This is a genomic window from Oceaniglobus sp. K40-3 (genome assembly GCF_055808395.1).
Genome location: NZ_CM147868.1, coordinates 3,076,748 through 3,102,598, shown reverse-complemented (window position 1 = coordinate 3,102,598; position 25,851 = coordinate 3,076,748). Strand labels below are relative to the sequence as shown.

At 60.5% G+C, this 25,851-nt stretch carries 15 protein-coding genes and 3 pseudogenes; 11 read left to right on the top strand and 7 right to left on the bottom strand.

Going from position 1 to position 25,851, the window contains the following annotated elements; all coding sequences use genetic code 11:
* Positions 1 to 43: 43 nt before the first annotated feature.
* Positions 44 to 3,670, bottom strand: a complete 3,627-nt coding sequence (locus AC0L7P_RS16085) for an efflux RND transporter permease subunit (protein WP_473433637.1) — start codon at positions 3,668 to 3,670, stop codon at positions 44 to 46.
* Positions 3,667 to 4,902, bottom strand: a complete 1,236-nt coding sequence (locus AC0L7P_RS16080; RefSeq protein WP_473433636.1) for an efflux RND transporter periplasmic adaptor subunit — start codon at positions 4,900 to 4,902, stop codon at positions 3,667 to 3,669. The genes AC0L7P_RS16085 and AC0L7P_RS16080 overlap by 4 nt, the downstream gene beginning before the upstream one ends.
* 227 nt (positions 4,903 to 5,129) lie before the next feature.
* Between AC0L7P_RS16080 and AC0L7P_RS16075 the strand changes: the two genes are divergently transcribed.
* Genes AC0L7P_RS16075 through der form a run of 3 tightly spaced genes read left to right on the top strand, consistent with a single transcriptional unit; the run spans position 5,130 to position 8,673 of the window.
* On the top strand, positions 5,130 to 5,777 hold the full coding sequence (locus tag AC0L7P_RS16075; protein WP_473433635.1) for a hypothetical protein: 648 nt from the start codon (positions 5,130 to 5,132) through the stop codon (positions 5,775 to 5,777).
* A gap of 52 nt (positions 5,778 to 5,829) precedes the next feature.
* Positions 5,830 to 7,146 (top strand): PQQ-like beta-propeller repeat protein, encoded by a 1,317-nt coding sequence (locus AC0L7P_RS16070; RefSeq protein WP_473433634.1) that lies wholly within the window; start codon positions 5,830 to 5,832, stop codon positions 7,144 to 7,146.
* 48 nt (positions 7,147 to 7,194) lie between these two features.
* A complete protein-coding gene (gene der / locus AC0L7P_RS16065) occupies positions 7,195 to 8,673 on the top strand; it encodes a ribosome biogenesis GTPase Der (RefSeq protein ID WP_473433633.1) in 1,479 nt (492 codons plus the stop codon).
* Between the two features lie 45 nt (positions 8,674 to 8,718).
* Here der and parE read toward each other — a convergent pair whose 3' ends face one another.
* Positions 8,719 to 10,680, bottom strand: a complete 1,962-nt coding sequence (gene parE / locus AC0L7P_RS16060; RefSeq protein WP_473433632.1) for a DNA topoisomerase IV subunit B — start codon at positions 10,678 to 10,680, stop codon at positions 8,719 to 8,721.
* Positions 10,681 to 10,846: 166 nt separating this feature from the next.
* Between parE and AC0L7P_RS16055 the strand changes: the two genes are divergently transcribed.
* Both AC0L7P_RS16055 and AC0L7P_RS16050 read left to right on the top strand, forming a co-directional pair.
* A complete protein-coding gene (locus AC0L7P_RS16055; RefSeq protein WP_473433631.1) occupies positions 10,847 to 11,005 on the top strand; it encodes a hypothetical protein in 159 nt (52 codons plus the stop codon).
* Positions 11,006 to 11,190: 185 nt separating this feature from the next.
* The gene (locus AC0L7P_RS16050) at positions 11,191 to 13,071 is read left to right on the top strand and encodes a calcium-binding protein (protein WP_473433630.1); all 1,881 of its coding nucleotides are present in this window, start codon (positions 11,191 to 11,193) and stop codon (positions 13,069 to 13,071) included.
* Positions 13,072 to 13,125: 54 nt separating this feature from the next.
* Here the strand turns inward: AC0L7P_RS16050 and AC0L7P_RS16045 are convergent.
* From AC0L7P_RS16045 to AC0L7P_RS16035, 3 genes and pseudogenes are all read right to left on the bottom strand, one after another.
* A pseudogene (locus AC0L7P_RS16045) lies at positions 13,126 to 13,469 on the bottom strand (HesB/IscA family protein); the annotation flags it as partial.
* A 222-nt stretch (positions 13,470 to 13,691) separates the two neighbouring features.
* A complete protein-coding gene (locus tag AC0L7P_RS16040) occupies positions 13,692 to 14,033 on the bottom strand; it encodes an SUF system Fe-S cluster assembly protein (RefSeq protein WP_473435481.1) in 342 nt (113 codons plus the stop codon).
* Positions 14,034 to 14,127: 94 nt separating this feature from the next.
* Positions 14,128 to 15,527, bottom strand: a pseudogene (locus AC0L7P_RS16035) (RimK family alpha-L-glutamate ligase).
* 66 nt (positions 15,528 to 15,593) lie between these two features.
* On the opposite strand from AC0L7P_RS16035, the gene tgt reads away from it, so the two are divergent.
* The 6 genes and pseudogenes from tgt (at position 15,594) to AC0L7P_RS16005 (ending at position 25,419) form a co-directional block, all read left to right on the top strand.
* Complete coding sequence (gene tgt, locus AC0L7P_RS16030) at positions 15,594 to 16,724, top strand: tRNA guanosine(34) transglycosylase Tgt (protein WP_473433629.1); 1,131 nt, start codon at positions 15,594 to 15,596, stop codon at positions 16,722 to 16,724.
* Between the two features lie 313 nt (positions 16,725 to 17,037).
* Positions 17,038 to 19,448 (top strand): annotated as a pseudogene (gene lon, locus AC0L7P_RS16025) (endopeptidase La).
* 548 nt (positions 19,449 to 19,996) lie between these two features.
* On the top strand, positions 19,997 to 21,607 hold the full coding sequence (locus AC0L7P_RS16020) for an ABC transporter substrate-binding protein (protein ID WP_473433628.1): 1,611 nt from the start codon (positions 19,997 to 19,999) through the stop codon (positions 21,605 to 21,607).
* Positions 21,608 to 21,731: 124 nt separating this feature from the next.
* Positions 21,732 to 22,688 (top strand): ABC transporter permease, encoded by a 957-nt coding sequence (locus AC0L7P_RS16015; protein WP_473433627.1) that lies wholly within the window; start codon positions 21,732 to 21,734, stop codon positions 22,686 to 22,688.
* A 12-nt stretch (positions 22,689 to 22,700) separates the two neighbouring features.
* On the top strand, positions 22,701 to 23,765 hold the full coding sequence (locus AC0L7P_RS16010; protein WP_473433626.1) for an ABC transporter permease: 1,065 nt from the start codon (positions 22,701 to 22,703) through the stop codon (positions 23,763 to 23,765).
* Between the two features lies 1 nt (position 23,766).
* On the top strand, positions 23,767 to 25,419 hold the full coding sequence (locus tag AC0L7P_RS16005; protein ID WP_473433625.1) for an ABC transporter ATP-binding protein: 1,653 nt from the start codon (positions 23,767 to 23,769) through the stop codon (positions 25,417 to 25,419).
* Between the two features lie 17 nt (positions 25,420 to 25,436).
* Here the strand turns inward: AC0L7P_RS16005 and AC0L7P_RS16000 are convergent, their stop codons facing one another.
* Complete coding sequence (locus tag AC0L7P_RS16000; RefSeq protein ID WP_473433624.1) at positions 25,437 to 25,559, bottom strand: hypothetical protein; 123 nt, start codon at positions 25,557 to 25,559, stop codon at positions 25,437 to 25,439.
* Positions 25,560 to 25,851: the final 292 nt, after the last annotated feature.

Below are 25,851 nucleotides of genomic sequence, written 5' to 3'. Positions count from 1 at the left end.
GTCAGTAAAAAGCGGGGCGTATATTTTTTACTGATCCAAATACTCAATTCCGGCGCTGGCCACGGGCGCGCCGGTTATTCGGCGGCGCGCAGTGTCGGGGCAGGGGGGCTTCGGTCTCGTCGGTGTCCCAGATGATTTCGGGCGAGCGGATTTTGCGCGCTGCGCGGTGGGTCGAGACGTCGCGCGCCGATTGACCGCGCCGCCGGGCCAAAGCGCCGAGGCCGCGCATGGAGCGGTAGGCGCCTTCGGACAGCCAGACCCGAAGCGCCAGCGCCGAGGGGGTGAAGATGAGTGTCAGCACCGTGGCAATCCCGAGGCCGAACACCACCGCCGTGGCCAGTTGTTTCCACCAGAGCGCCGTGGGGCTGTCGATGGAATAGCCGCCGCCGATGAAATCGAGGGACAGACCGAACATCATCGGAGCCAGACCCGCCATGGTGGTGATGGTGGTGAGCAGGACCGGGCGGATGCGGTCTTCGGCGGTGCGCACGATGGCCTCGATCCGGGGCATGTATTGTGAATATTCTTGATAGGTGTCGATCAGCACGATATTGTTGTTCACCACGATTCCGGCCAGCGCGACGATGCCCGTGCCGGTCATGATGATGCTGAAGGGTTGCCCCATGACCAGCATTCCGATCAGGCAGCCGGTGGTGGACAGGACCACCGCCAGCAGCACCAGCACCGAATTGTAAAAACTGTTGAACTGGGCAAGCAGGATGATGAACATGAGGCCGAGCGCGCCGGCGAAGGCTTTCATCAGGAAGGCGCCTGATTCTGCCTGATCTTCCTGATCGCCGGTCCACTCCCAACTGACCGAAGGCGGCAGGGGGGCGTCATCCTTGAGCCATTTGGTGAGGGTTTCGATCCGTTCGTTGGCGTTGATTGCTATCTCGCGCGCCTTGCCATCGGCATCGGTGACTGTGGTGGTCAGCCCCGGCGCGACATCGGCCTTTACATCGAAGTACCGCGATTGATCGACGCGATCGATCTGGCCGAGTTTGCGCACCGGTTTGCGGGTGATGAAGTTGGACAGGGGCACAAGGCCATCGCGCGTGCGCACCTTGAGGTTGTCGAGGGTTGACAGCACCCGGTCCTGTTCGGGCAGGCGCACGCGGATTTCGATCTCTTCATCGGACGATGGCACCCGCATGGTATCAAGCAGGATGCCGCGCGTGACCAGTTGCACCATCCCCCCCACGGTCAGCACATCGGCGCCATAGCGGCCGGCCTTTTCCACATCCACGTCGATCTGCCAGTCGATGCCGGGCAAGGGGCGGCTGTCTTCTACATCGGTCAGGCCGGTGGTGTTCTGGAATTTCGCGCTCACCCGGGCGGCGGCGCTTTGCAGATCATCCCAGTTGTTGCCCTTGAGGCGCAGATGCACCGGTTTGCCCGATGCCGGCCCCATGGCAAGGTTCAGCACCTCGGTTTGTACGCCGGGGACTGTGGCCAGGCGGGCCTGAAGATCGGCGATGACGGCGTCACCGTCGAGATCGGTCAGTGTTACTTCATCTGGGTGGGTGCGGGCATAGTCCGGGCGATCCTCCCATGGGATCAGTTCGATCTGGATCTGGCCGATGGCATCAAGCGGGGCCTGTCCGCCGCCGGTGTTGGCATTCAGCCCGCCCTTGCCGGCAAAGGCAAAGGCGCTGTCAATGCCCTTGGTGGTAAGGGTGATCTGTTCGACCTCGCGCAGCAGGGCATCTTTTTCTGTCAGCGACAGGTTGCCCCGTGCCTTGACATAGATGATTGCCTGTTCCGGTTCGGATTCCACAAAGAATTCAACGCCGTTGTTGTTGGCCGCGAAATAGCCGAACACCGACACCACAAGAAAGATCACGGCACCGATCGACACCAGCGGCATCACCGGATTGCCGGTGATGAATTTGATGAAATAACCAAACAGGGTGCGTTTGCGCTTTGCGTCGATCCGTTTGGGTGCGCGGGTGATCTTGACCGATCCCAGCGTGATCGCGCTCAGCACTGTCCCCAGCAGGAACAGTGCCGCACCGGGCAGGATGCGCGCCGGGGCGGGGAGGGGCGAGGGGCCGGAGAAGATATAATCGGGATTCAGAAGCTGCATTGCGGCGACGAACACCAACAGCCCCGCAGGCACGACCAGCGCGGCGCGCACCACCCATGGCAACAGGGCGCGCAGCATGTCTGACGCGCCCTGAAAGCTGCGGCTGATCCGGCCCGCCACGCCGCCCATGACGGGCAGATAGACCAGCGCCACCAACAGCGACGCTGACAGTACATAGATCAGGGTGACAGGCAGCATTCCCATAAATTCACCCGCGACGCCGGGCCAGAACAGCATGGGCAGGAAGGCACACAGGGTGGTCGCGGTCGAGGATACAATGGGCCAGAACATCCGCTTGGCCGCTTCGGTGAAGGCCTGCATCGGGCCTGCGCCTTCGTCGATCCGGCGGTCGGCGTATTCGACCACGACGATGGCACCATCCACCAACATGCCCACCGCCAGAATCAGCCCGAACATGACGATGTTGGAAATGGTGATTCCCATCACGCCGAGCAACACAAAGCACAGCAGAAACGAGGTGGGAATTGCAAACCCGACCAGCAGGGCCGAACGGATGCCAAGGGCCGCCAGCACCACGATCATCACCAGCGCGATAGCGGTGAGCACCGATCCTTCGAGCTGGCTGACCATGGATCTCACCTGACGGGACTGATCGTTGCTGGTGCCGACGGTGATCGCGTCGCGCAGATCCTGGGGCCATGCGGCGCGGGCCTTTGCCACCTCTTCCTTGATCAATGCCGAGGTGTCGATGAGGTTGAACCCTTTGCGTTTGACCACTTGCAGGGCCACCGTGGTTTGCCCGTTGAACCGGGCCGTGCCGGTGCGGTCCTCAAATGTCAGGCGGATGTCGGCCAGTTCGCCCAGTGTGACCACGCGGTCGCCGTCCACCTTGACGGGCAGGTTGTAGATGTCCTGCTGTTCGTCAAAGGACGACGGGATCTTGACCGAAAAGGCGCCGTTGTCGGTTTCAACCTCGCCTGCCGCGATCAACTGATTGTTGTTGCGCACGACGTTGATCAATTCATTTGCGGTCACGTTGTAGGCTTCGAGGCGCAGTGGGTCGATGGTGACTTCAAGCATCTCATCGCGGTGCCCGGCCAGCGCCGCCTCAAGCACCGGGTCCAGACCCTCAAGCCGGTCCTGAAGGCCCTTGGCGACCTTCAACAGGGTGCGTTCGGGCAATGCGCCGGTGAGGTTGACGATGATGATCGGGAATTCGGAAAAGTTGATTTCGTTGATCGAATATTTGTCGGCCCCGGCGGGGAAATCTGCCTCGACCGTGTTCATCCGGTCGCGCACATCGGCCAGAACCTTGGTCTTGTCCCAGCCGAATTCGAATTCGAGCGCAAGACCGGCGTAGTTTTCCGCCGCCGTGCCGGACATCTTTTTCAGCCCGTCCAGATCGGACAATTCGGTTTCCATTGGTTTGACCAACAGTTTTTCGCTGTCTTCGGCGGAAATGCCGGGGAAGGGGACCGAAACGAAAAGCGCAGGGATTTCAATGTCCGGTTCGCCCTCTTTGGGCAGCGAGGCATAGGCCAGCCCGCCCGCCAGCAGCGACAGCAGGATAAACGCCAGAACCATCCGCGCCCGCGAGGCGGCCCAATCGACGATACCGGTCATTGGCTGTCACCCGCGTTGTCCGCACTGCGATAGGTGGGCCTGACCCGAACGCCATCGGTGACATATTCCTGCCCGACCACGATGACGGTGACCGTATCGTCCAGCCCGGCCAGCCAGACGCCATTCACCGTATCGCGCAGCACGCTGACGGGGGCGAATTTTGCGGTGTCGTTGTCGGTGATGGTGCGCACGCCCAGATTGCCGTCATTGTCCAGTGTCAGGGCCGACTGGGGCAGAAGATGGGCCTTGCGCCCGTCCGATTGAATGATGATTTCAACAGTTTGGCCGTCGCTGATGGCGCGGTCGGGGTTGGCGACCGTAACCTCGGTTCGAAAGGTGCGGGTCGTGTCATCAGCGCTGCGCGACAGGAATGTGACCTTGCCTGTCACCTCTTGCCCGGACACCAGCCGCGCACCTGCCAGCGCGCCGAGCGTCACTTTTGCCACCTCGGTTTCCGGCACGAACCCCACCAGTTTGATCGGGTCAAGCTGGATCACTGTGGCGCAGAGCGCGCCGGGCTGCATCAGGGTGCCCAATTCAGCGGAATCGGTTTCCAGCAATCCGGCGAATGGCGTGGTGATCGTCAGTTTGTCGATCTCGCTTTGGGCCGCGGCCACGGCGGCTTCGGCGGCCTGTACCCCGGAACTGGCCGAGTCCAGCCCCGATTTTGCCGCCTGTACCGTCGCGCGGGCCGATTCGACCGCCGCCGCCGTTTGCGCGACCCGGGTTTGCGAGGCAAAGCCGTCTTGCGACAGTTTGCTGGCGGCGTTGTCGTTGATCATCGCTTCGGACAGGCGCGCCTCGGCCTCGGCCACCCGGGCCTGTGCTTCGGGGCCGCGGGCGCGTGCCTCGACCAGCCGCGCTTGTGCTTCGGCCAGTTGGGCGGCGCGGATGCCGGGGTCGAGTTTGCACAAAAGCTGTCCCTGATCGACAAACTTGCCCTTGCGCAGCGGGGCCGAGATGATGCGCCCGCTGGTTTCCGCGCTGACCGTAACCTGACGCGCCGCTTCGGTGCGCCCGCGCAGCAACACCGCGCTGTCGATCACCTGGGCGCTGGATTTCAGCGCCACAACCGATACCTGGCTTTTTTCTTCGGCTGTGTCGCTGCCCGGTGGTTCGGTGTGGTCGGTCGTCGTCCCCGCCGCAAATGCCAAAAGCGCCGGGCGCTCGAACACCAGAAGATAAAGGCTGGCGGTGACCAGCAGGGCGGTAATGATCGAAAAAATGCGCATAATGGCCTCGTTGCAGTGGCGGCGTTGGTCGTCATCTGCCCTCGGGGGCACATTGGGGTGCGATTTATGGGCGCGGGGCTTGTTTTGAAAGGTCTGATGGTGAACTAATCGGTTCAGTTTAAACTTTTTGAATCCTGACGCAAGTTGGTCACGCCCGGGCGCGCTGTGCCCTTGGCATTATGCCCCCTGACAGGGTAAGAGGGGCCAAACCGAGATGGGGAAGTGGCGTGAGCGATACCGACAGTTTTATCGACGAAGTCAGCGAAGAGGTCCGGCGCGACCGGTTGTTTGCGCTTATGCGGCGCTATGGCTGGATCGCCATCGCCTGTGTGGTCCTTCTGGTCGGGGCGGCTGCCTATAACGAATGGCAGAAATCGCGCACCGAAGCGGCGGCGCAGGCCTTTGGCGATGCCTTGCTGGGGGCGATGGCCGAAAACGACCCCGCCGACCGGCGCGCGGCATTGGCCAAGATCAGCGGCAATCCGCGGCAAGACGCGCTGGTCGCGATGCTGAGCGCGCAAGAGGCCGACGACAGTGACACCAACGTGGCGCAATCGCTTGAGGCCCTGTCGAACGAGGCCGAGCTGCCGCAGGTTTACCGCGAGCTGGCGCTGCTGAAATTCGTCATGCGCAACGACAACGGGCTAAGCGCGCAAGACCGCATCGACCGGCTGACCCCGCTGACCATTCCCGGCGCACCCTATCGCCTGTTGGCGCTGGAACAAACCGCGCTGGCCGAGGTGGAGATGGGCAAAACCGACGCCGCACTGAAGCGGTTGCAGGATATTCTGGGCGAAGATCAGGTAAGCCAAGGCTTGCGCCGCAGGGTTTCTCAGTTGATTGTGGCATTGGGCGGTACGCTGGATGCGGCATGACCGAAGGCCCCGCAAAGGGGCCGCGGTGTTACCGAGAGGGCAGGAGGCACGGATGGGACTGAGCAAACCGGTGATCGCCGCCATTGGCGGCCTGGCGTTTCTGGCGGCCTGTGGTGACCCCGAACTGATCCTGACGGGTGAACGGCTCGATCTGCGCGCCGATCTGGATGGCACGGCGGCGCCCGAGGTTGCGCCCCCGTCCGATGCGATCACCCTTCCTGCGCCCATTGCCAATGCCGAATGGTTGCAAAAGGCCGGTGGCGCGACCCACCATATTACCCATCCGGCCCTTGGCACCGCCCTGACACAGGTTTGGAGCGCGTCAGTGGGCGAGCCGGAAAACCGCCGTCACCGGATCACTGCCGATCCCGTGGTGGCCAACGGGCGCATCTTTACCGTGGACAGCCGCGCCCGGGTCATGGCTCATTCAACCAGTGGCGCGCCGATCTGGTCTGTCGATCTGACACCGCCCACCGACAATGCGGATGATGCCTCTGGCGCCGGGCTGGCCGTGGCGGGCAACCGTTTGTTCGTGACCACCGGGTTTGGCGATGTTGTCGCGCTGGACGCGACCACGGGCGCGCAACTGTGGATTCAGGAACTTGATGCAGCGCCGGCGGGCGCGCCCACGGTTGTTGATGATCTTGTCTATGTGGTGACCCGCGATGCCACGGCCTGGGCGATCAAGGTGGACGATGGCCGCATCGCATGGACACTGCCCGGCACCCCCAGCCCTTCGGGCGTGGTGGGGGGCGCGGCGCCTGCCGTTGGCGATCGGCTGGCGATTTTTCCCTTTGAAAACGGCGAATTGGTTGCGGCCCTGCGCGATGGCGGCACCAGAGTCTGGGGCAGCAATGTCGCCGGTCAGCGGCTGGGCAAGGTATATGCGCAGGTGTCGGACATTTCCGGTGATCCGGTGATCGACGGTAACCGCGTCTATGCCGGGAGCGCCTCTGGCCGCATTCTGGCGGTGGATCTGGCCACCGGTGAAACGCTCTGGTTGGCCCGCGAAGGCGCGATGAGCCCGGTCATTGTGGCGGGCGGTTCGGTGTTCACCGTGACCGACCGGGCCGAACTGGTGCGCCTTGACGGTGCAACCGGCGCCCGGGTCTGGGGTACGAAACTGCCGTTTTTCGTCAATGAAAACGCCCGCAAGCGCAAGGCGGTCTATGGCAATTATGGCCCGGTTCTGGCCGGTGGGCAGTTGTGGGTGGCGTCAAGCGATGACACCCTGCGCGCCTTTAGCCCCAAGACCGGCCTGTTGCAAAGCAGCGTCGATTTGCCCGGTGGTGCCGCGACAAACCCGGTCGTTGCCGGGGGCACGCTGTATATCGTATCGTCAAATGGACAGCTTCACGCTTTCCGTTAGGCGCAATAGGGTGTAAGCGGCATTTTTCCCATCCCGCGTGAGGGCAATATGAGCTTTACTCTGGCCATCGTCGGCCGCCCCAATGTGGGCAAATCCACGCTGTTCAACCGACTGGTGGGCAAGCGACTGGCGCTGGTCGATGATCAGCCGGGCGTCACCCGCGATCTGCGCGAAGGTGCGGCGCGGCTGGGCGATCTGCGGTTTACCGTCATCGATTCCGCCGGTCTGGAAGAGGCGAGCGACGATTCGCTTCAGGGGCGGATGCGCAAGCTGACGGAACGCGCGGTGGAAATGGCCGATGTCTGTCTGTTTCTTGTGGATGCGCGGGCCGGAATCTTGCCCCAGGATGAGGTGTTTGCCGAAATTCTGCGCAAGAAGAACAGCCATGTGATTCTGGCCGCGAACAAGGCCGAAGGTCGCGCCGCAGATGGTGGCGTGATCGAGGCATATTCCCTTGGCCTTGGCGAACCGATCCGCCTGTCCGCCGAACACGGCGAAGGGTTGAACGATCTTTACGAACAGCTGCGCCCCCTGTCCGATGCCTTTGCCGAACGGGCCAAGGCCCATGCCGATGAGGCCCCGGAAACCGATGTGGACGTCGATGAAGACGTCGACGCGCCGCGCGTTCCGACCAAGGCCAAACCGTTGCAGGTGGCCGTGGTGGGGCGGCCCAATGCCGGGAAATCCACGCTTATCAATCAGTTTCTGGGCGAAGAACGCCTGTTGACCGGTCCCGAGGCGGGGATCACCCGCGATGCGATTTCAGTGACCATGGATTGGGCTGCGGCAGACGGGGCAAAGGTGCCGGTGCGCCTGTTTGATACGGCAGGCATGCGCAAAAAGGCCAAGGTTCAGGAGAAGCTGGAAAAACTGTCGGTGTCCGACGGGCTGCGCGCGGTGAAATTCGCCGAGGTCGTGGTGGTGTTGCTGGATGTTGCCGTGCCGTTCGAACAGCAGGATTTGCGCATTGCCGATCTGGCCGAACGTGAAGGGCGCGCGGTGGTGATTGCCGTGAACAAATGGGATATCGAGGACGACAAGAACACCAAAATCAGGCTGTTGCGCGAATCGTTCGAGCGGCTTTTGCCGCAGTTGAAAGGCGCGCCCCTGGTCACGGTTTCGGCCAAGACGGGCAAGGGGCTGGACCGGCTTGAGGCGGCAGTGATCAAGGCCCACGAGGTGTGGAACCGCCGGGTGACAACGGCGCATCTGAACCGCTGGCTGACCGGCATGGTCGAGGCCCATCCGCCCCCCGCGCCCGGTGGTCGGCGGATCAAGCTGCGTTATATGACACAGGCAAAAACCCGGCCACCGGGGTTTGTGGTGATGTGTTCCTATCCCGACAAGATGCCCGCGAGTTACGAACGGTATCTGGTCAACGGATTGCGGCTTGATTTCGATATGCCCGGCACGCCGATCCGGTTGTGGTTTCGCGGGCAGGGCGATGATAACCCCTATAAAAACCGGACCAAATCAACGCCGTCGCGCCTGCGCAAACATCTGGGCAAGGGCCGCGCAGACGATTGAGCTGCGCCACTGTTGTGTGACCTGCCCCATGGGGCAGGTCACACCTCAGACGTCCAGCTCTTCCACGAATTGCGCGTTTTCGGAAATATACTGAAACCGCATTTCGGGTTTCTTGCCCATCAGCCGTTCGACCAGATCGCCGGTTTCGCCGGGTTCGTCCTCGTCGATGGTGACGCGGATCAATTTCCGGGTTTCGGGGTTCATGGTGGTGTCTTTCAGGTCTTTGGCGTCCATTTCGCCAAGGCCCTTGAAGCGAGACACGTCGATTTTCCCCTTGCCGCCCAGCCCCTTATCCAACCACATGTCACGCTCGGCCTCATCAAGGCAATAGACCCGTTTGGCGCCTTGGGTCAGCCGGAACAGGGGCGGACAGGCCAGATACAGGTGCCCGGTGTCGATCATCGGGCGCATCTGGGTAAAGAAGAAGGTCATCAACAGGCTGGCGATATGGGCACCGTCCACATCGGCGTCGGTCATGATGATGATCTTGTCATAGCGCAGATCATCAAGGTTGAATTTCGTCCCCATCGCCACGCCAAGGGCCTGACAGAGATCGGAAATTTCGGCGTTCGATCCGATTTTTGAGGACGCGGCCCCCAGCACGTTGAGGATCTTGCCGCGCAGGGGCAACAGCGCCTGTGTCTTGCGTTCGCGCGCCATTTTGGCCGACCCGCCGGCAGAATCACCCTCGACGATGAACAATTCGGTGCCGACCCGATCTGTGGCGGAACAATCGACCAGTTTTCCGGGCAGGCGCAGCTTTTTCGTCGCCGTCTTGCGCGCGGTTTCCTTTTCCTGGCGGCGCCGCATCCGCTCTTCGGCGCGCAGCACCAGAAAATCAAGGATGGCACCCGCCGCCTTGGTATCGGCGGCCAGCCAGTTGTCAAAGTGATCGCGCACCGCGCCCTCGACCAGACGCCCCGCTTCGGTGGTGGCAAGGCGATCCTTGGTCTGGCCGACAAATTCCGGTTCACGGATGAAACACGACACCACCGCGCAACCGCCCCCCATCAGATCATCGCGCGAGATGTCCTTGGCCTTGCGGTTGTTGATCAGATCGCCGTAAGCGCGGATGCCTTTCAGGATTGCGGCCCAGAACCCCGCCTCGTGGGTGCCGCCTTCGGGGGTGGGCACGGTGTTACAGTAAGATTGGGTGAACCCGTCGCGCACCGGGGTCCAGTTGATCGCCCATTCCACAGAACCGGGCGTGTTGAATTTTTCTTCGAACGACACCTTGCCGGAAAAGGGCCGTTCGGAATAGGTGACCGCGCCGTTCAGGGTTTCGTTCAGGTAATCGGCCAGCCCCCCGGGAAAGTGGAACACTGCCTCGGTCGGGGTTTGGCCGTCGTCAATGGCGGATTTCCAGCGAATTTCAACGCCCGAAAACAGATAGGCCTTTGAGCGGATGGATTTGAACAGGCGCGCCGGTTTGAACCGGTGATGGCCGAATATCTGTTCATCCGCGTGAAAGGTGGTCGTAGTGCCGCGCCGGTTAGGGGCGGCGCCGATTTTCTCGATTGGCCCCAGAGGGATGCCGCGCGAAAACCGCTGTTCGAACAATTCCTTGTTGCGGGCCACCTGCACGACCATAGAATCGCTGAGCGCGTTGACAACCGAGGCTCCGACCCCGTGCAAGCCACCCGATGTCTGATAAGCCTTGCCGCCAAATTTACCCCCCGCGTGCAGGGTGCACAGGATCACCTCAAGGGCGGATTTGTCGGGGAATTTCGGATGCGGGTCCACCGGGATGCCCCGGCCGTTGTCACGGACGACAATGGAATAATCGGCCAGCAATTCCACCTCGATCCGGTTGGCATGGCCTGCCACCGCCTCGTCCATGGAATTGTCCAGCACCTCGGCCACCAGATGGTGCAGCGCCCGTTCATCGGTGCCGCCGATATACATGCCCGGACGTTTGCGCACCGGCTCCAACCCTTCAAGCACCTCGATCGAAGAGGCGTCATAGGTTGGGGGCTCTGCCCCGGACAGAAGATCGTCGTTGGCCATTATGCTGCTCATTTTTATGTTACCGCGCACAGTATGGCATTTGCGAACGGGCCGGGAAAGGGGGCGTGGCGTGTGGGAATTCACGCAATCGCCGACTGCGCGGCACGGTTTGGCCGCAATCCACAGGCAAGGTTGGCGATAACGTCGGCAATGCGAAGGTTTGACCATGAGCAGTGGACCATTTTTTGATCTCGCCCGCAACGGCCGCAGGCGCGCGCTGTTGTCGCTGGCCGCGCGGGATCTGATCTGCGATCCGTTTCAGGGCCGCAACCGCCCGCCGCGCGTGACCCGTGCCGCTATCTCGCGGCTCATGGGGCGCCAATAAACCTGTCGGGCGATGGCAAAAGGCGGGGCGCGCCAATATCTTTGCACAGTCTTGTGAGCGGAAAACCCTTGATCGGGGCGCGAAACAGCCGCAGGCTCGCGTCATTGGTTGCGGTTTCGACCGTAGTGACGGAACGCGCTCCTGAACGTCTTGACGTGACATCGTACAGATGAGGGTTTGGATAAATGGCCGTTACAACTGAAACCACCGATGCTGCGGGCATCACCAGCGCAGGCGTGCGCCCCACCGATCCAACATATGATCTGGCCCCCGGAGGCACGTTTCAGGGCAGTTTGGATGGCTTTGGCGACAGCGATTTCATCGCGACCGAATTCGAGGCGGGCTATGGGTATTACGCGACGCTGACCCCACTGGCCGGATCTGGCATCACCGGCGCCTATTTCAATATGTTCGATGCCCGCACCACCGATCTCTATGCTGAAACCTACAGCTATACCGAGGGCGATCTGCCGGTGCGGTTGGTTTTTGCCGTCAACCCGACACGCATTCCCAGCGAATATCGCAAGGAAGGCCCCTGGCACATGGAGGTTCGCGCCAACGGAACCCCGACAGGGACCGGGCGCTATTCTGTCAGTCTGGTTCAGGAGGTTGGCAACGATCGGTTTACCGAGGCGACCGCCGATATTGGTGTCGCGTTCCACAGCCGTCTGGATTACGCCGCCTATACCCGATTGTACGCGCGGTCCTACGCCGATGTGGATGTTGTTGCCTTCGAACTTACGGCGGGGGTGACCTATACGATTTCGGTGACGGGGGCGAACCTCGGGTTTCGTCTGGAAGACCATCTGGCCTCCAGTCACGCCCTTGGTACCGATGACACCAGCGGCGACGGGCGGGCCGAGGTTGTCTATACGCCCACCGAAACGGGTCGCTATCTGGCGCGGATCGAAGGGCTGACCGATGATGTGACCGGGGCCTATACCCTGTTGGTGAGCGAACCGGGCCAGAATCTGCCCGGTGACGCGGGGCCAAACAGCATCCCCGGTGGGGCCGGTAACGATACGATCCTTGGGTATGGGGGTAATGACACCCTGTTGGGGAACGGCGGCAATGATCTGTTGGGCGGCGGTTCGGGGAACGATCTGTTGGGCGGTGGCGATGGCAACGATCAGATTTTCGGTGGCTCCGGGGCCAACAGCATCTATGGCGGTCTGGGCAACGATACGGTTCAGGGGGGCGGCGGGGCGGATTTGATTGTCGGCGGTGGCAATGGCACGAACCGGTTGTTCGGAAATGGCGGCAACGACACGATCCATGCGGGGGCGGGTGGCGATTTCATCGGCGGCGGTACCGGCAATGATCTGCTGCTTGGCGGTGCCGGCAGCGATACGATCTATGGCGGGCAGGGCGCTGATCGCATCGGCTCGGCTGGCGGCAACGATCTGATCTATGGTGTGTCGGGCAACAACCGGATTTTTGGCGGTCTTGGCAGTGATACGATTCAGGGCGGCGTCAATAACGATCTGATCTATGGCGAAGGATCGACCCGTAACATTCTGTATGGCAACGCTGGCAATGACACGATCCATGCCGGATCGGGCACTGATTTCATGGCCGGTGGCACGGGCAACGACCAGATTTTCGGCGGGGCGGGTGCCAACAGAATTTATCTGGGGAACGGCAATGATTTTACCGGCGGAGGGGCGGGTAACGATGTGATATTTGCAGGCGCGGGCAACAACCGCATCTATGGCGGCGCGGGCAACGACACGGTTCACGCCGGATCAGGGCGTGACGTGATGACGGGCGGACCTGGCGCCGATGTGTTCGTCTTTAACGCTGCGACCCAGACGGGGACAGGGGCCGCGCGGGATGTGATCACCGATTTTCAGCACGGGATCGATACGATCAACCTTGATCCGGGCAACGCGTTGAACCTGACGTTCATCGGCAATGCACCGTTCAGCGGTGGCGCGCAGATTTCGTATCTGACAAATGGCGGTTCAGGGTTTCTTCAGGGGGACATCAACGGCGATCATATCACCGATTTCACCATCGAGTTGAGCGGCGCGCCAGCACTGACGGCAGGGGATATCATTCTCTGACGTGAAACGGACCCGGTCAATCGCCGGGGTTTCTTCGATGGCCAGTTCGCTGACATCCTTGAACTTGATCGATTCGCCGCAGCCGCAGGCATCGGCGACGTTGGGGTTGCGGAATTTGAAGCCGGATTCCAGCAACGACACCTCGTAATCGATCTCGGTGCCGAAAAGGAACATCTGCGCCATGGGGGCAATCATCACCCGGGCGCCGTCCACTTCGACCACTTCATCCAGCTTGTTGATCTCGGTGACGTAATCCATGGTATATTCCATGCCCGCACATCCCCCTTTTTCACGCCGATGCGCAGCCCCTGATGACCATCGCGGGCCATCAGCCGGGCGATTTGCCGTTGGGCGGTGGGGGTCATGGTGACGGCCTGTTTGCCGGGAATGCCGAACATGCTGTGATCCTTTCGGGTGTCATGAGAAAGGTAATGCCTTTGGCCCGTTGTCTCAAGGGCCGGGGCGCGGGGATATTTTCGGGACATGGGGGTGGCACGCAAAAAGGGGAGGGCCGGGAACCCTCCCCTCTGGTGCTGAAAATGCGCTTGAGGGTTGATGCGCCCCTGATCGCCTTTTTCTGTAACACCGGGGTGACGCCCCCGTGACGGTTGTGTGAAACCCTACATGAACCCCAGTTCAAGGCGGGCTTCGTCGCTCATCATCTCCATGCCCCAGGGCGGATCCCAGACCAGTTCGACGCTGACGGTTTTCACCCCGGCCAAAGGTTCGACCGCATCGGCAACCCAGCCGGGCATCTCACCGGCAACCGGACAGCCGGGGGCGGTCAGGCTCATCAGCACCAGCACTTCGTTTTCGGCGTTGATGTCGATGGTATAGACAAGGCCAAGGTCATAGATATTCACCGGGATTTCCGGGTCATAGACGCTGCGGCAGGCCTCGACGATCTGTTCGTGAAGCGGATGATCGGTAGAGGAAGGGCGGATCAGTGGCGCACCTTCCAGGGGGGCTTGTTTCGGGGGTCATCTTGTCCTCGCGGCAATAACTTACAAAACATATAAGGTTTGTGGTCGGGGGCGTAAAGGGTGCCCGCCCGTGTCACTTGCGCGCGGGGTGCGCCGTGCGGGGCCGTTTGGCGGGCGGGCGAAGACGCTTTTCCAACAGGTCCATCACCAGCGCCGCAATATTGCGCCCGGTCGCCGTTTCAAACCGCGACAGCCCCGGCGTGGCGCTGAGGGACAGCACCCTTGGCCCCTCGGGGGTGCGCAGCAGATCGACACTGGCCAAGCCCAGCTTGAACGCGCGGGCGGCTTTCTGGGCGGTGTCCCGCTCGGCTTTGGTGGTTTTGGCCAGCTTGCTATGGGCGCGCCGGTCAAGATCGCCGGTGTCGGTGCGCGCCGGACGTTCCAGCGCGGCGATGAATTTACCGCCCAGAACCAGGCAGCGGATGTCGCGCCCCGCCGCGTCGGGCAGGAAATCCTGTATCAGGAAATTGGCGTTCAGCCCGCGAAATGCAGTGATGACCGAGGCGGCGGCGGCTTTGGTATCGGCCTTGACCATCCCGTCGCCCGCCGCCGAGTCGAGCAGTTTCAGAACCAGCGGCGCGCGCCCCACAAGCCCGATCAGATTGCCCGTATCCTTGGGCGATGCGGCAAAGGCGGTGGCAGGCATCCCGATGTGATAGCGCGCCAACAACTGATGCGCATGAATGCGGTCACGGCTGGAGGTGATGCCGTCAGACCCGTTCAGGCAATGGGTGCCGATGGTTTCAAACTGCCGCACAAGGGCGGCGCCATAGCCGCTCATGGCCGCACCGATGCGGGGAATCACGGCATCATAGCGGGGCAGCGGCGCGCCGTCGCAATGCACCTCGGGGGCCAGCGCGTTCATCGCCATGTAACAGCGTGCGGTGTCGATCACATCAATCCGGTGGCCCCGTGCGTGGGCCTCGTCCACCAGATGGCGGGGGGTATAGGCATCGGGTTCGCGGCTGAGGATGGCGATGGACAGGGGGCGGTCGGGCACGGCGGCATGGCGCCGGGCGGCGGGATAAACATCATAGGACAGTTGCGGCTGACAGAAACTTTCCCCCGGGGCCACCACCGCCCCCCGTCAAGGGCCTGACGGCCGAGCAACATCCGATAGGCCATGGCACCCCGGTCGGTCAGGGTCAGTTCAACCGGCCAGGTGCGCGGGCCGATGGTGATCGGGGACAGTATGACATAGCGGTATTGGGTTTCGCCATTGCTTGACGTAACTTCCCTCCGGTCATGAACAGGCGCGGTGCAGCGCACCACCACATCATGCCGCCCCGGAATTGGATGCACGGCGAAACGCACCATGGGGGCCTCGGGCGGGCCGAACCCTTCGATATCAAAGGCATGAAGCGCCGAGGTGCGCGCCCCGGTATCCACCTTGACCTTGAGGGCGGGCAGGCTCAGCGCGGGCAGGGCGCACCATTCCTCCCATCCCAGACGCAGATCAACAGGCTCGTTCATGTCAAAGCTCCTTGCGGCGGGGGCCGGGTTCGGGCCAGAAGAGGCCAATTGCAAGAGGTGAGACAGATGGCACAACGCGTCGCATTTCAGTTGAATGGCACAGATGGGGCCGCCCGCACAGGGGTGATTTCAACGCCCCGGGGCGATATTCGCACGCCGGCCTTCATGCCCGTGGGCACCGCCGCCACGGTCAAGGCGATGCTGCCCGAAAGCGTGCGTGACACGGGCGCCGACATTCTGTTGGGCAATACCTATCATCTGATGCTGCGCCCCACGGCGGAACGGATCGCCAATCTGGGCGGGTTGCACCGGTTCATGAACTGGGATCGCCCGATCCTGACCGACAGTGGCGGATTTCAGGTGATGAGCCTGTCGGATTTGCGCAAGATGAGCGAAAAGGGGGTCACCTTCAAATCCCACATCGACGGGTCGCGCCACGAATTGACGCCCGAACGCAGCATGGAGATTCAGCGCCTTTTGGGCAGCGATATCGTGATGTGTTTCGACGAATGCCCCGCCTTGCCCGCCGAGCGTGACCGCATCGTCGACTCCATGCGCCTGTCCATGCGCTGGGCGCAACGATCGCGCGATGCCTTTGGGGATCGTCCCGGCCATGCGTTGTTCGGGATACAGCAAGGTGGGCTTGAGCGGGATCTGCGCGAGGAAAGCGCCAAGGCCCTGAGCGACATCGGTTTTGATGGCTATGCCGTGGGCGGTCTGGCGGTGGGCGAGGGGCAAGAGGCGATGTTTTCCTGTCTTGATTACGCCCCCGGAATGCTGCCCGCTGACAAACCCCGGTATCTGATGGGGGTGGGCAAGCCCGACGATATTGTCGGTGCGGTGAAACGTGGCATCGACATGATGGATTGCGTGCTGCCATCGCGATCCGGGCGCACCGGACAGGCGTTTACCCGCCACGGTGTGGTGAATATCAAGAACGCCCGCCATCAGGATGATCCGCGCCCGCTCGATGAAAACTGCCGCTGCCCGGCTTGTCGCAGCTATTCCCGGGCCTATCTTCACCATGTGTTTCGCGCACAGGAAATGATTTCCGGGATGCTGCTGACATGGCACAACCTGACGTATTTTCAGGACATCATGCAGGAAATGCGCGATGCCATCGCCATGGGCCGCTTTGCCCCATGGGAGGCCGGATTTCACGCCGCCCGCGCCGAAGGGGATATTGAGCGGTTGTGATACGCGGCAATTTTATCGTGGCTCAAACCTGTTGGGCCACACAGCTTTTGCCTGTGGGTATAATTTGCAACGAAATTGCCGGGGATTCCACCGAAAGGGGCGAAAAATAAACCGGATGGGAAGGGTAGGGTGCCATAACACCCAAGATCATCTTGCCCCGGGTGGGCCGGGCAGGCACAATATGCAGCAACAGTGATAACAGGCCGTGGTTGACGGCGGGGGGCAGGCACCCCACTTTAAACAGCTATGACCGGAGAAGGGGCGTGTTGCCGCAAAGCGGGACCGATGCCTTCTTGCCAACAAAGGAAAAAACATGACCGAGCAACTCAGCCAGTCCTATCCCGTGTTGCCCCTGCGCGACATCGTGGTGTTTCCCCATATGATCGTGCCGTTGTTTGTCGGGCGCGACAAATCGGTGCGTGCCCTCGAAGAGGTGATGGCCGATGACAAGCAAATCCTGCTGTCCTCGCAGACCGACCCGAGCATCGACGACCCGACAACCGACAGTATTTATGAATACGGTGTGCTGGCGAATGTTCTGCAACTGCTGAAACTGCCCGATGGCACCGTCAAGGTGCTGGTCGAGGGGCGGTCGCGGGTGCGGATCACGGAATACGTTGAAAATGAACGGTTCTTTGAAGCCCACGCCGAAGTCTTGACCGAAGTGACGGGCGACCCCGATACCGTTTCCGCCCTCGTTCGTTCGGTCGGAGAAGAGTTTGAGCGTTACGCCAAAGTCAAAAAGAACATCCCCGAAGAGGCGCTGTCGTCGGTTTCCGACACCCGCGAGCCGGAAAAGCTGGCCGATCTGGTGGCCGGGCATCTGGGCGTGGAAGTGAACCAAAAGCAGGAGCTTTTGGAAACGCTCAGCGTGGCGGAGCGTCTGGAAAAGATTTTCGGTCTGATGCAGGGCGAAATGTCGGTGTTGCAGGTCGAACGCAAGATCAAGACCCGGGTGAAATCGCAGATGGAGCGTACCCAGCGCGAATATTACCTGAATGAACAGATGAAGGCCATTCAGAAAGAGCTGGGCGACGGCGAGGAAGGCCAGAACGAAGTGGCCGAGCTTGAGGCACGGATCGCGGACACCAAGCTGTCGGACGAGGCGCGCGAAAAGGCGGATGCCGAGATCAAGAAGCTGAAGAACATGTCGCCCATGTCGGCCGAGGCCACGGTGGTGCGCAATTATCTGGAATGGATGCTGTCCATTCCATGGGGCGTGCGGTCGCGGGTGAAAAAGGATCTGACCCGTGCGCAGAAGGTTCTGGATGACGATCATTACAGCCTTGAAAAGGTAAAGGAGCGGATCGTCGAATATCTGGCCGTGCAGCAGCGCAGCAAGAAACTGAAAGGCCCGATCATGTGTCTGGTCGGCCCTCCGGGCGTGGGGAAAACCTCGCTTGGCAAATCGGTGGCCAAGGCAACGGGACGCGAATTTATCCGTATCTCGCTTGGCGGCGTTCGGGATGAATCCGAAATCCGCGGGCACCGGCGCACCTATATCGGCTCCATGCCCGGCAAGATCATTCAGGCCCTGAAAAAGGCGAAAACCACCAACCCGCTGATCCTGCTGGATGAAATCGACAAGATGGGTCAGGATTTCCGCGGTGATCCGGCCAGTGCCATGCTTGAGGTGCTGGACCCGGAGCAGAACTCGACCTTCGTCGATCACTATCTTGAGGTGGAATACGACCTTTCCGATGTGATGTTTCTGACCACGGCGAATTCGTACAACATGCCCGGGCCGCTGCTTGACCGGATGGAGATCATTCCGCTGTCAGGCTATACCGAGGATGAGAAATCCGAGATCGCCAAACAGCACCTGATTGCCAAGCAGATCAAGAACCACGGTCTGAAAAAGGGCGAATTCGAACTGACCGATGCAGCGCTTCTTGAGATGATCCGCACCTATACCCGCGAAGCGGGCGTGCAGGAATCTGGAGCGTGAGATCGCGAAACTGTGCCGCAAGGCGGTGACGCGGATCGTGCGCAAGGCTGAAACGAAAGTGGTGATAACGCCGGAAAACCTTGCTGAATATCTGGGGGTTACGAAATACCGCTATGGTCTGGCCGAACAGGAAGATCAGGTTGGTGTCGTCACGGGCCTGGCCTGGACATCGGTGGGCGGTGAACTGCTCTCGATCGAGGCGCTGCGCCTGCCGGGCAAGGGCCGGATGAAAACCACCGGCAAACTGGGCGATGTGATGAAGGAAAGCATCGACGCCGCCGCCAGCTATGTCCGGTCGATCAGCCCCAGCATCGGGGTGAAACCGCCGAAATTCGATGCGGTGGATATCCATGTTCACGTGCCGGATGGCGCGACGCCCAAAGACGGGCCAAGTGCGGGCCTTGCCATGGTGACCAGCATCGTGTCGGTGCTGACCCAGATTCCGGTGCGTAAGGACATCGCCATGACCGGCGAAGTGTCCCTGCGGGGCAACGCCATGCCCATCGGCGGATTGAAGGAAAAATTGCTCGCCGCTTTGCGGGGGAATCAAGACGGTGCTGATTCCGCAGGAAAATGCCAAGGATCTGGCGGAAATCCCCGACAATGTGAAAGATGGGCTGACGATCATTCCCGTCTCTCATGTTTCCGAGGTGCTGGAGCAGGCATTGGTGCGCAAGCCCGAGCCGGTGGAATGGGACGAAGCGGCAGAGGAAGCCGCCGCCGCCAAGGCCGCCCTTGAGCGCAGGAACGAAGGTGCAGGGGCCACGGCCCACTAACGCCACCGAAACGCCATCAAGATAGGGGCGCCGCGTGCAAACGCGGCGCCCCTTGTGGTTTTCGGACAGCCGCGCGGGATGCCAGAGGCGCCGTCACGAGGGCGGTAAACGGGGCGGTGTCGGCTGAAATCCAGAGACACCTGTCGTTGGCCCAGGGCATTCCACCTCAATGTCGTCAATTTTGTATGCCGCGATAGTGTAGCAGTAGCCCATTGACCTGCCCTGCAACTGCCTGTCTAGTGGGTCCATGCCAGTGCTTAGCAACATGACGCCGACGAAAACACGAAGCGTCTTGTCATTTTCCGACCATTCCCCAATGGCCTTGGTCGTTTTGGCCACGCTCAAACGTCGTGTTTTTACCGGAACGATCATTGCGTCCTCAGACGAAAAGGGGAATGCACGGCCTTCCCGAACGGGAAAGCTGCCGCAGGTTCATCTTTGGTGCGCAGGTCGCTTTTTGGCATTCATCAACAATGGTGTAGGATGAAGACCTCAAGGAGGGAAGCTAAGGCACAGGCCAAATAAACTAACATACTTAGGGAGACGACATGACAAATCGAAAAGATCAGTTTATTCTCGACCGGCTTGCGGAAGCCGCCCGTCAGGGCAAGGTTTCACGGCGGTCTTTCATGCATTACGCAACGGCTGCGGGTGTGACGGCGACGACGGCCACCGGCCTTTGGACAACGAAGGCTTCGGCGCAGCCGAAATCCGGCGGGACGTTCCGCTGGGGCGTACATGACGGCAATACCGCCGACAGCCACGATCCCGGCACCTATGTCACCCGTCAGATGATTTTCCTGGCGCATACCTATCGCAGCTATCTGACGATGATCAATGGCGACGGTTCACTTGGCCCGGACCTTGCCACCGGTTGGGAGGCAAGCCCCGATGCGTCGATCTGGACGTTCGAGCTGAACCAGAACGCATCGTTCCACTCGGGCAAGAAATGCACGGCGGATGATATCATTGCATCGCTCAACCACCACCGGGGCGATGAAACGACCTCGGCGGCCAAGGCATTGCTGACAGATGTGACGGACATCAAGAAAGACGGTGATTATACGGTCATCGTCGAACTGAGCCGTGGCAACGCCGATTTCCCATGGCTGATGACCGATTATCACATGGCGATCTGTCCGGCGAACGATGACGGCACGATCGAGTGGAAATCGGGCGATGGCACCGGCCCATACAAGATTGATGCCGGTGAGTTCGGCACCCAATGGAGCCTGAGCCGCCACGATGGTTGGCATGGGGAAGGCGCGTATTTCGATAAGGTCGAATTGCTTGTCCTGAATGACCCCAACGCACGCCAGACGGCGCTGGTAACCGGCGATGTCGACAGTGTCTCGCTCATCGAGCTCAAGACAATGGCGCTGTTGCAGCGCGATCCCAACATTGTCATCGACAATGTTCCCTCGGCTGCGGCCATCACCCTGCCGATGCATTGTGACACAGCGCCGTTCGATAACGTCGATGTTCGCAACGCGTTGAAACTGGCGATTGACCGCGACGAGATCATCGAGAAGATCGCGTTCGGTGCGGCGACCAAGGCCAATGATTTCCACCATTCGCCGGCGCAGCCTTACTGGCCCGACGACATTCCCCAGCGGGAATATGACCCGGATCAGGCAAAGTCGCTTTTGAAAAAGGCCGGTGCAGAAGGGCTTACCGTCAGCCTGTCGACAGCCGACAGCGTTTATGCCGGCGCGGTCGACATGGCCGTTCTTTATGCCGAACAAGCCAAGGCGGCGGGCATCAATATCAACGTCGTGCGCGAGCCGAACGACGGGTATTATTCCGATGTCTGGCTGGTGAAACCGTTCTGCCTGGTGTCCTGGGGCGCGCGTCCGACACCCGACGTGATGTACACGTTGGCCTACAAGGATGATGCGGCCTGGAATGAAAGCCGTTGGCAGAACGAGGCCTTCAACAAATTGTTGCTGCAAGCCAAATCAGAACTGGATGACACCAAACGCGCTGAAATGTATCACGACATGGCGTTGCTTGCCCGTGATGACGGCGGAACGGTTATCCCGTTCTTCAACAACTTTGTTTATGCCCACCGTTCCAATGTCGGTGTTCCCGATGCGCTTGCCGCAAGCTGGGAATGCGACGGTGGCCGCGCGGCCAGCCGTTGGTGGTTCAACAGCTAGGCCCTGCGCCAGTACATAAATTTGACGTGTCCCGGCAAAACGGGGCGCGTCGCTGCCCGCACAAAAGACGGGCACTATCAAGGTCGGCGATACAGACCGGCGAATGACGACAGGAGGGGACGAAATGGGAGACATCCTGGGGCTCGTTGCGAAACGGCTCGGGCTGGGATTGGTGACGCTGTTTGTCGTCTCGATCCTTATCTTTTTCGCGGTTGAGCTGCTTCCGGGCGATATTGCTCAGGCGGTTCTGGGGCAAAGCGCGACGCCCGAAACGCTGGCCGCCTTGCGCGAGAAACTGGGCCTCGATCAACCGGCGGTGTTTCGATACCTGCAATGGTTGGGCGGAGTTGTCCAAGGGGACTTTGGCGTATCGCTTGTCTCGGGTGAATCGGTGACCGATGCGATTACCGGACGGTTCATCAACACTCTCTTTCTTGCGAGTTATGCCGCTGTCATCGCCGTACCCTTTGCGATCGTGCTCGGGGTCATCGTTGCCCTGCTGCGCAACTCGATCTTTGATCGGGTCGCCAACGTGCTGACGCTGACCTCAATTTCATCCCCGGAATTCTTTCTCGGGTACGTTCTGATCCTGTTTTTCGCGGTGAAATGGCAGATGTTTCCGGCCATCGCGAGTTTGCGGGAAGGCATGAGCTTTTTCGATCTGCTTGATCGGGCATTCCTTCCGGCGCTGACACTGGTTCTTGTTGTGACGGCGCATATGATGCGCATGACCCGGGCGGCCATCATCAACCTTCTGGCGTCCCCCTATATCGAAATGGCCCGCCTGAAAGGCACGCCGCCGTGGAAGGTCATTGTCCGCCACGCCCTGCCGAACGCCTGGGCCCCGATCATCAACGTCGTTGCACTGAACCTGGCGTATCTGATTACCGGCGTTGTGCTGGTCGAAGTGGTGTTCGTTTATCCGGGCATCGGGCAGCTTCTTGTTGATGCGGTCGCAAAACGTGACTTCCCGATCGTGCAGGCCTGTTGTCTGATCTTCGCGGCCACGTTCATCCTTCTCAACCTCGCGGCGGATGTGGGAGCAATTCTCACAAATCCGCGTCTGCGGCATCCGAAATAAGGGGGGCATATCATGAGCGTCTTCGTCATTGGCTACTACGCCGCCCTCATCGGGGCTTCCTGTCTTGCGGCATATTTCAATCGCCGGTCATTGTTCCTGCTGTTGTTTTCCCTGACACTCGTGTCTTTCGTTCTCGGGATCATCGGCGGTGTGTCGGCCTTGCGCTTTGTCGCGGTTTCTGCCGGTGCTTTGGCGCTGGCTGCGGGCACGTCCTATGCTTTCCGCGAGTTTTTGATCGCGATATCGTCCAAAAACATGGCAAAAGAGCTGCGCACAGCGCCGTTGACCGCTGCGTTTGGCATGTTCGTGATCTTTACCTATGCGATCGCCGGGTTCTTTGCGCCGTGGATCGCCCCGCATGGGGAAAGCGAGGTGATCGCCTCGGCCTTTGCACCTGCGGATCAGAATATGATCCTGGGCGCCGACCAGCTTGGCCGTGACATGTTTTCGCGACTGGTTTACGGCGCGCGAAACACCGTTGGCATCGCCCTTGTCGCCACGATCCTCGCCTTTGTGATGGGCGCGCTGGCAGGCCTTCTTGCGGCCACCAAGGGCGGCTGGTTCGATCAGATCATGGGCCGCGCCGCAGATGTCATCATGTCGGTGCCGTCCCTGATTTTTGCGCTTCTGATCCTGTCGATTTTCGGCACCAGCATCCCGGTGATCGTTCTCGTTGTCGCGATCATTTATTCACCGCGCATCTTTCGCCTGACGCGGGCTGTCGCGGGCAATATCGTTGTCATGGATTTTATCGAAGCCGCAAAACTTCGGGGTGAGGGCGATTGGTATCTGATCCGCAAGGAGATTTTGCCAAACTCGACCGCGCCGCTTATTGCCGAATTCGGTTTGGAGTTCTGTTTCGTGTTCCTGTTGATTGCCGGTCTGTCGTTCCTGGGCCTCGGCATTCAGCCCCCGACTGCCGACTGGGGCTCGATGGTACGCGAGAACGCGACCCTTATTTCATTCGGAGACGTAACCCCACTGATCCCGGCGGCGGCCATTGCGCTTTTGACTGTCTCGGTGAATTTTGTCGTGGACTGGATGCTGTTCAGGTCCTCAGGCCTGAAGGAGATGTAAAGTGACCAATAAAAATGACGTTATACTGAAAATCCGCGATCTCAAGATCGAGGGCTATTCCGATGAAACCTGGGTGCCCATCATCAAAGGGGTCGATCTGACCCTTCATCGCGGCGAGGTCATGGGCCTGATCGGCGAATCCGGGGCGGGGAAATCCACGATTGGCGCCGGGGCCATGGGCTATGCCCGCGACGGAACACGCATTTCCGGCGGCTCGATCGAGTTTGACGGGATGGAACTGACGACGGCCACCGAAGGCGAACGCCGGGCGCTGCGCGGGTCGCGCATTGCCTATGTTGCGCAATCGGCAGCGGCGTCTTTCAACCCGTCGCACCGGATTATTGATCAGCACACCGAGGCGCCGGTTCATTACCGCATCAAGAAACGTCTTGAGGCGCAGGAAGACGCGATGGAGCTTTACGAGCGTCTGCGCCTTCCCAACCCGACCGAGATCGGCTTTCGCTATCCCCACCAGGTGTCTGGTGGGCAGTTGCAAAGGGCCATGACGGCGATGGCGATGTCCTGTCGGCCGGACCTGATCATTTTCGATGAACCGACCACGGCGCTTGACGTTACAACCCAGATCGAGGTTCTGGCGGCCATCCGCGATATTGTAAGTCAGTTCAATACAGCGGCGATCTATATCACCCATGATCTTGCGGTGGTTGCGCAGATGGCCGACACGATCAAGGTGCTGTTGAAGGGCCGCGAGATCGAAGAGGCCCCGACCGAAAAAATGCTGTCGTCGCCCAAAGAGGAATATACCAAATCGCTCTGGGCGGTGCGCAGTTTTCAGCGCCCGCAAAAATCACGGCCCAAGGACGACACAAAGCCGCTCATCTCGGTTCAGAATGTGGACGCGGCCTATACCGGCGGCGTGAAGGTGCTGGATGACGTGTCGTTTGACATCTATCCGGGCATGACCGTCGCCGTCGTGGGGGAATCCGGGTCGGGGAAATCAACAACCGCGCGGGTTATCACCGGCCTTTTGCCACCGTCAAACGGACAGGTTTTGTTCAACGGTGAACCGATGCCACCGAAATATGGGGATCGCAGCCGGGATCAGTTGCGTCAGGCGCAGATGATTTATCAGATGGCGGACACCGCGTTGAACCCGAAGGTTCGGATTTCCGATATCATCGGGCGCCCCGCACAATTCTATTCCGGTCTGAGCGGGTCGGCCCTCAAGCGGCGCGTTGATGAACTTCTTGATCTGATCGAACTTGAACCGTCGCAATATTACAGCCGCTTTCCGCCCGAACTGTCGGGCGGGCAGAAACAGCGGATCGGTATCGCGCGGGCGCTTGCTGCGGAGCCAAGTTTCATCATCTGTGATGAGGTTACATCTGCCTTGGACCAACTGGTCGCCGAGGGCATTCTGAGGCTTCTTGACCGGCTTCAGAATGAGCTGGGTCTGGCCTATATGTTCATCACCCATGATCTGGCGACTGTGCGCTCCATCGCGGATGAAGTCGTGGTCATGCAGTACGGCAAAGTGGTAGAGCAGGGGCCAAAGGATGTAATGTTCACCCCGCCGCACCACGAATACACGGATCTGTTGCTGTCCTCAGTGCCGGAAATGGACCCGAACTGGCTGACGACCGTTCTGGAGGAACGCGGCGTGGATAATATTGGCGAGGCGGCCGACGTTTAAGGCCGCCCCTTGCCCAATCAGGTAATTGCCATACCCGAAAGAACCATCGCGCCGACGATGATGGCATAGACGAAAGCGATCGTCGGCAGCGAACCACGGTTGGCACGGGTCTGACGAATTAGGGTGTCGCGTGAAATCATTGTGTGTCCTCCGTGCCTGGTTGCGCTCTGGCCGTGTTTATAACAGCCGACTAAAGGCACTACTACATTGTGGGGCTTTGACCAAGCCTTCAATGCCATGCCAGGTATGCGATTTCGGCAAGCCTCGTGCGCCGTGATTTAGGATGATTGCGTCGTTTGACGGGGGGCAGTCCCATTTTTCGTGGCAGGTCAACCCCATAGTGACCGAACCCCCAGCGCCCCACCTGCCGCGTGCAGGCTGTCATGTGAATTTCGTTACGGCGGCAAACGCATAGCGCCGCCAAAGTAATTT

Bases quoted from the DNA above. Each gene is read 5' to 3' on its own strand.
- AC0L7P_RS16085 (WP_473433637.1), bottom strand. From the start codon at position 3,670: ATGACCGGTATCGTCGATTGGGCCGCCTCGCGGGCGCGGATGGTTCTG.
- AC0L7P_RS16080 (WP_473433636.1), bottom strand. From the start codon at position 4,902: ATGCGCATTTTTTCGATCATTACCGCCCTGCTGGTCACCGCCAGCCTT.
- AC0L7P_RS16070 (WP_473433634.1), top strand. From the start codon at position 5,830: ATGGGACTGAGCAAACCGGTGATCGCCGCCATTGGCGGCCTGGCGTTT.
- der (WP_473433633.1), top strand. From the start codon at position 7,195: ATGAGCTTTACTCTGGCCATCGTCGGCCGCCCCAATGTGGGCAAATCC.
- parE (WP_473433632.1), bottom strand. From the start codon at position 10,680: ATGGCCAACGACGATCTTCTGTCCGGGGCAGAGCCCCCAACCTATGAC.
- AC0L7P_RS16055 (WP_473433631.1), top strand. From the start codon at position 10,847: ATGAGCAGTGGACCATTTTTTGATCTCGCCCGCAACGGCCGCAGGCGC.
- AC0L7P_RS16050 (WP_473433630.1), top strand. From the start codon at position 11,191: ATGGCCGTTACAACTGAAACCACCGATGCTGCGGGCATCACCAGCGCA.
- tgt (WP_473433629.1), top strand. From the start codon at position 15,594: ATGGCACAACGCGTCGCATTTCAGTTGAATGGCACAGATGGGGCCGCC.
- AC0L7P_RS16020 (WP_473433628.1), top strand. From the start codon at position 19,997: ATGACAAATCGAAAAGATCAGTTTATTCTCGACCGGCTTGCGGAAGCC.
- AC0L7P_RS16015 (WP_473433627.1), top strand. From the start codon at position 21,732: ATGGGAGACATCCTGGGGCTCGTTGCGAAACGGCTCGGGCTGGGATTG.
- AC0L7P_RS16010 (WP_473433626.1), top strand. From the start codon at position 22,701: ATGAGCGTCTTCGTCATTGGCTACTACGCCGCCCTCATCGGGGCTTCC.
- AC0L7P_RS16000 (WP_473433624.1), bottom strand. From the start codon at position 25,559: ATGATTTCACGCGACACCCTAATTCGTCAGACCCGTGCCAACCGTGGT.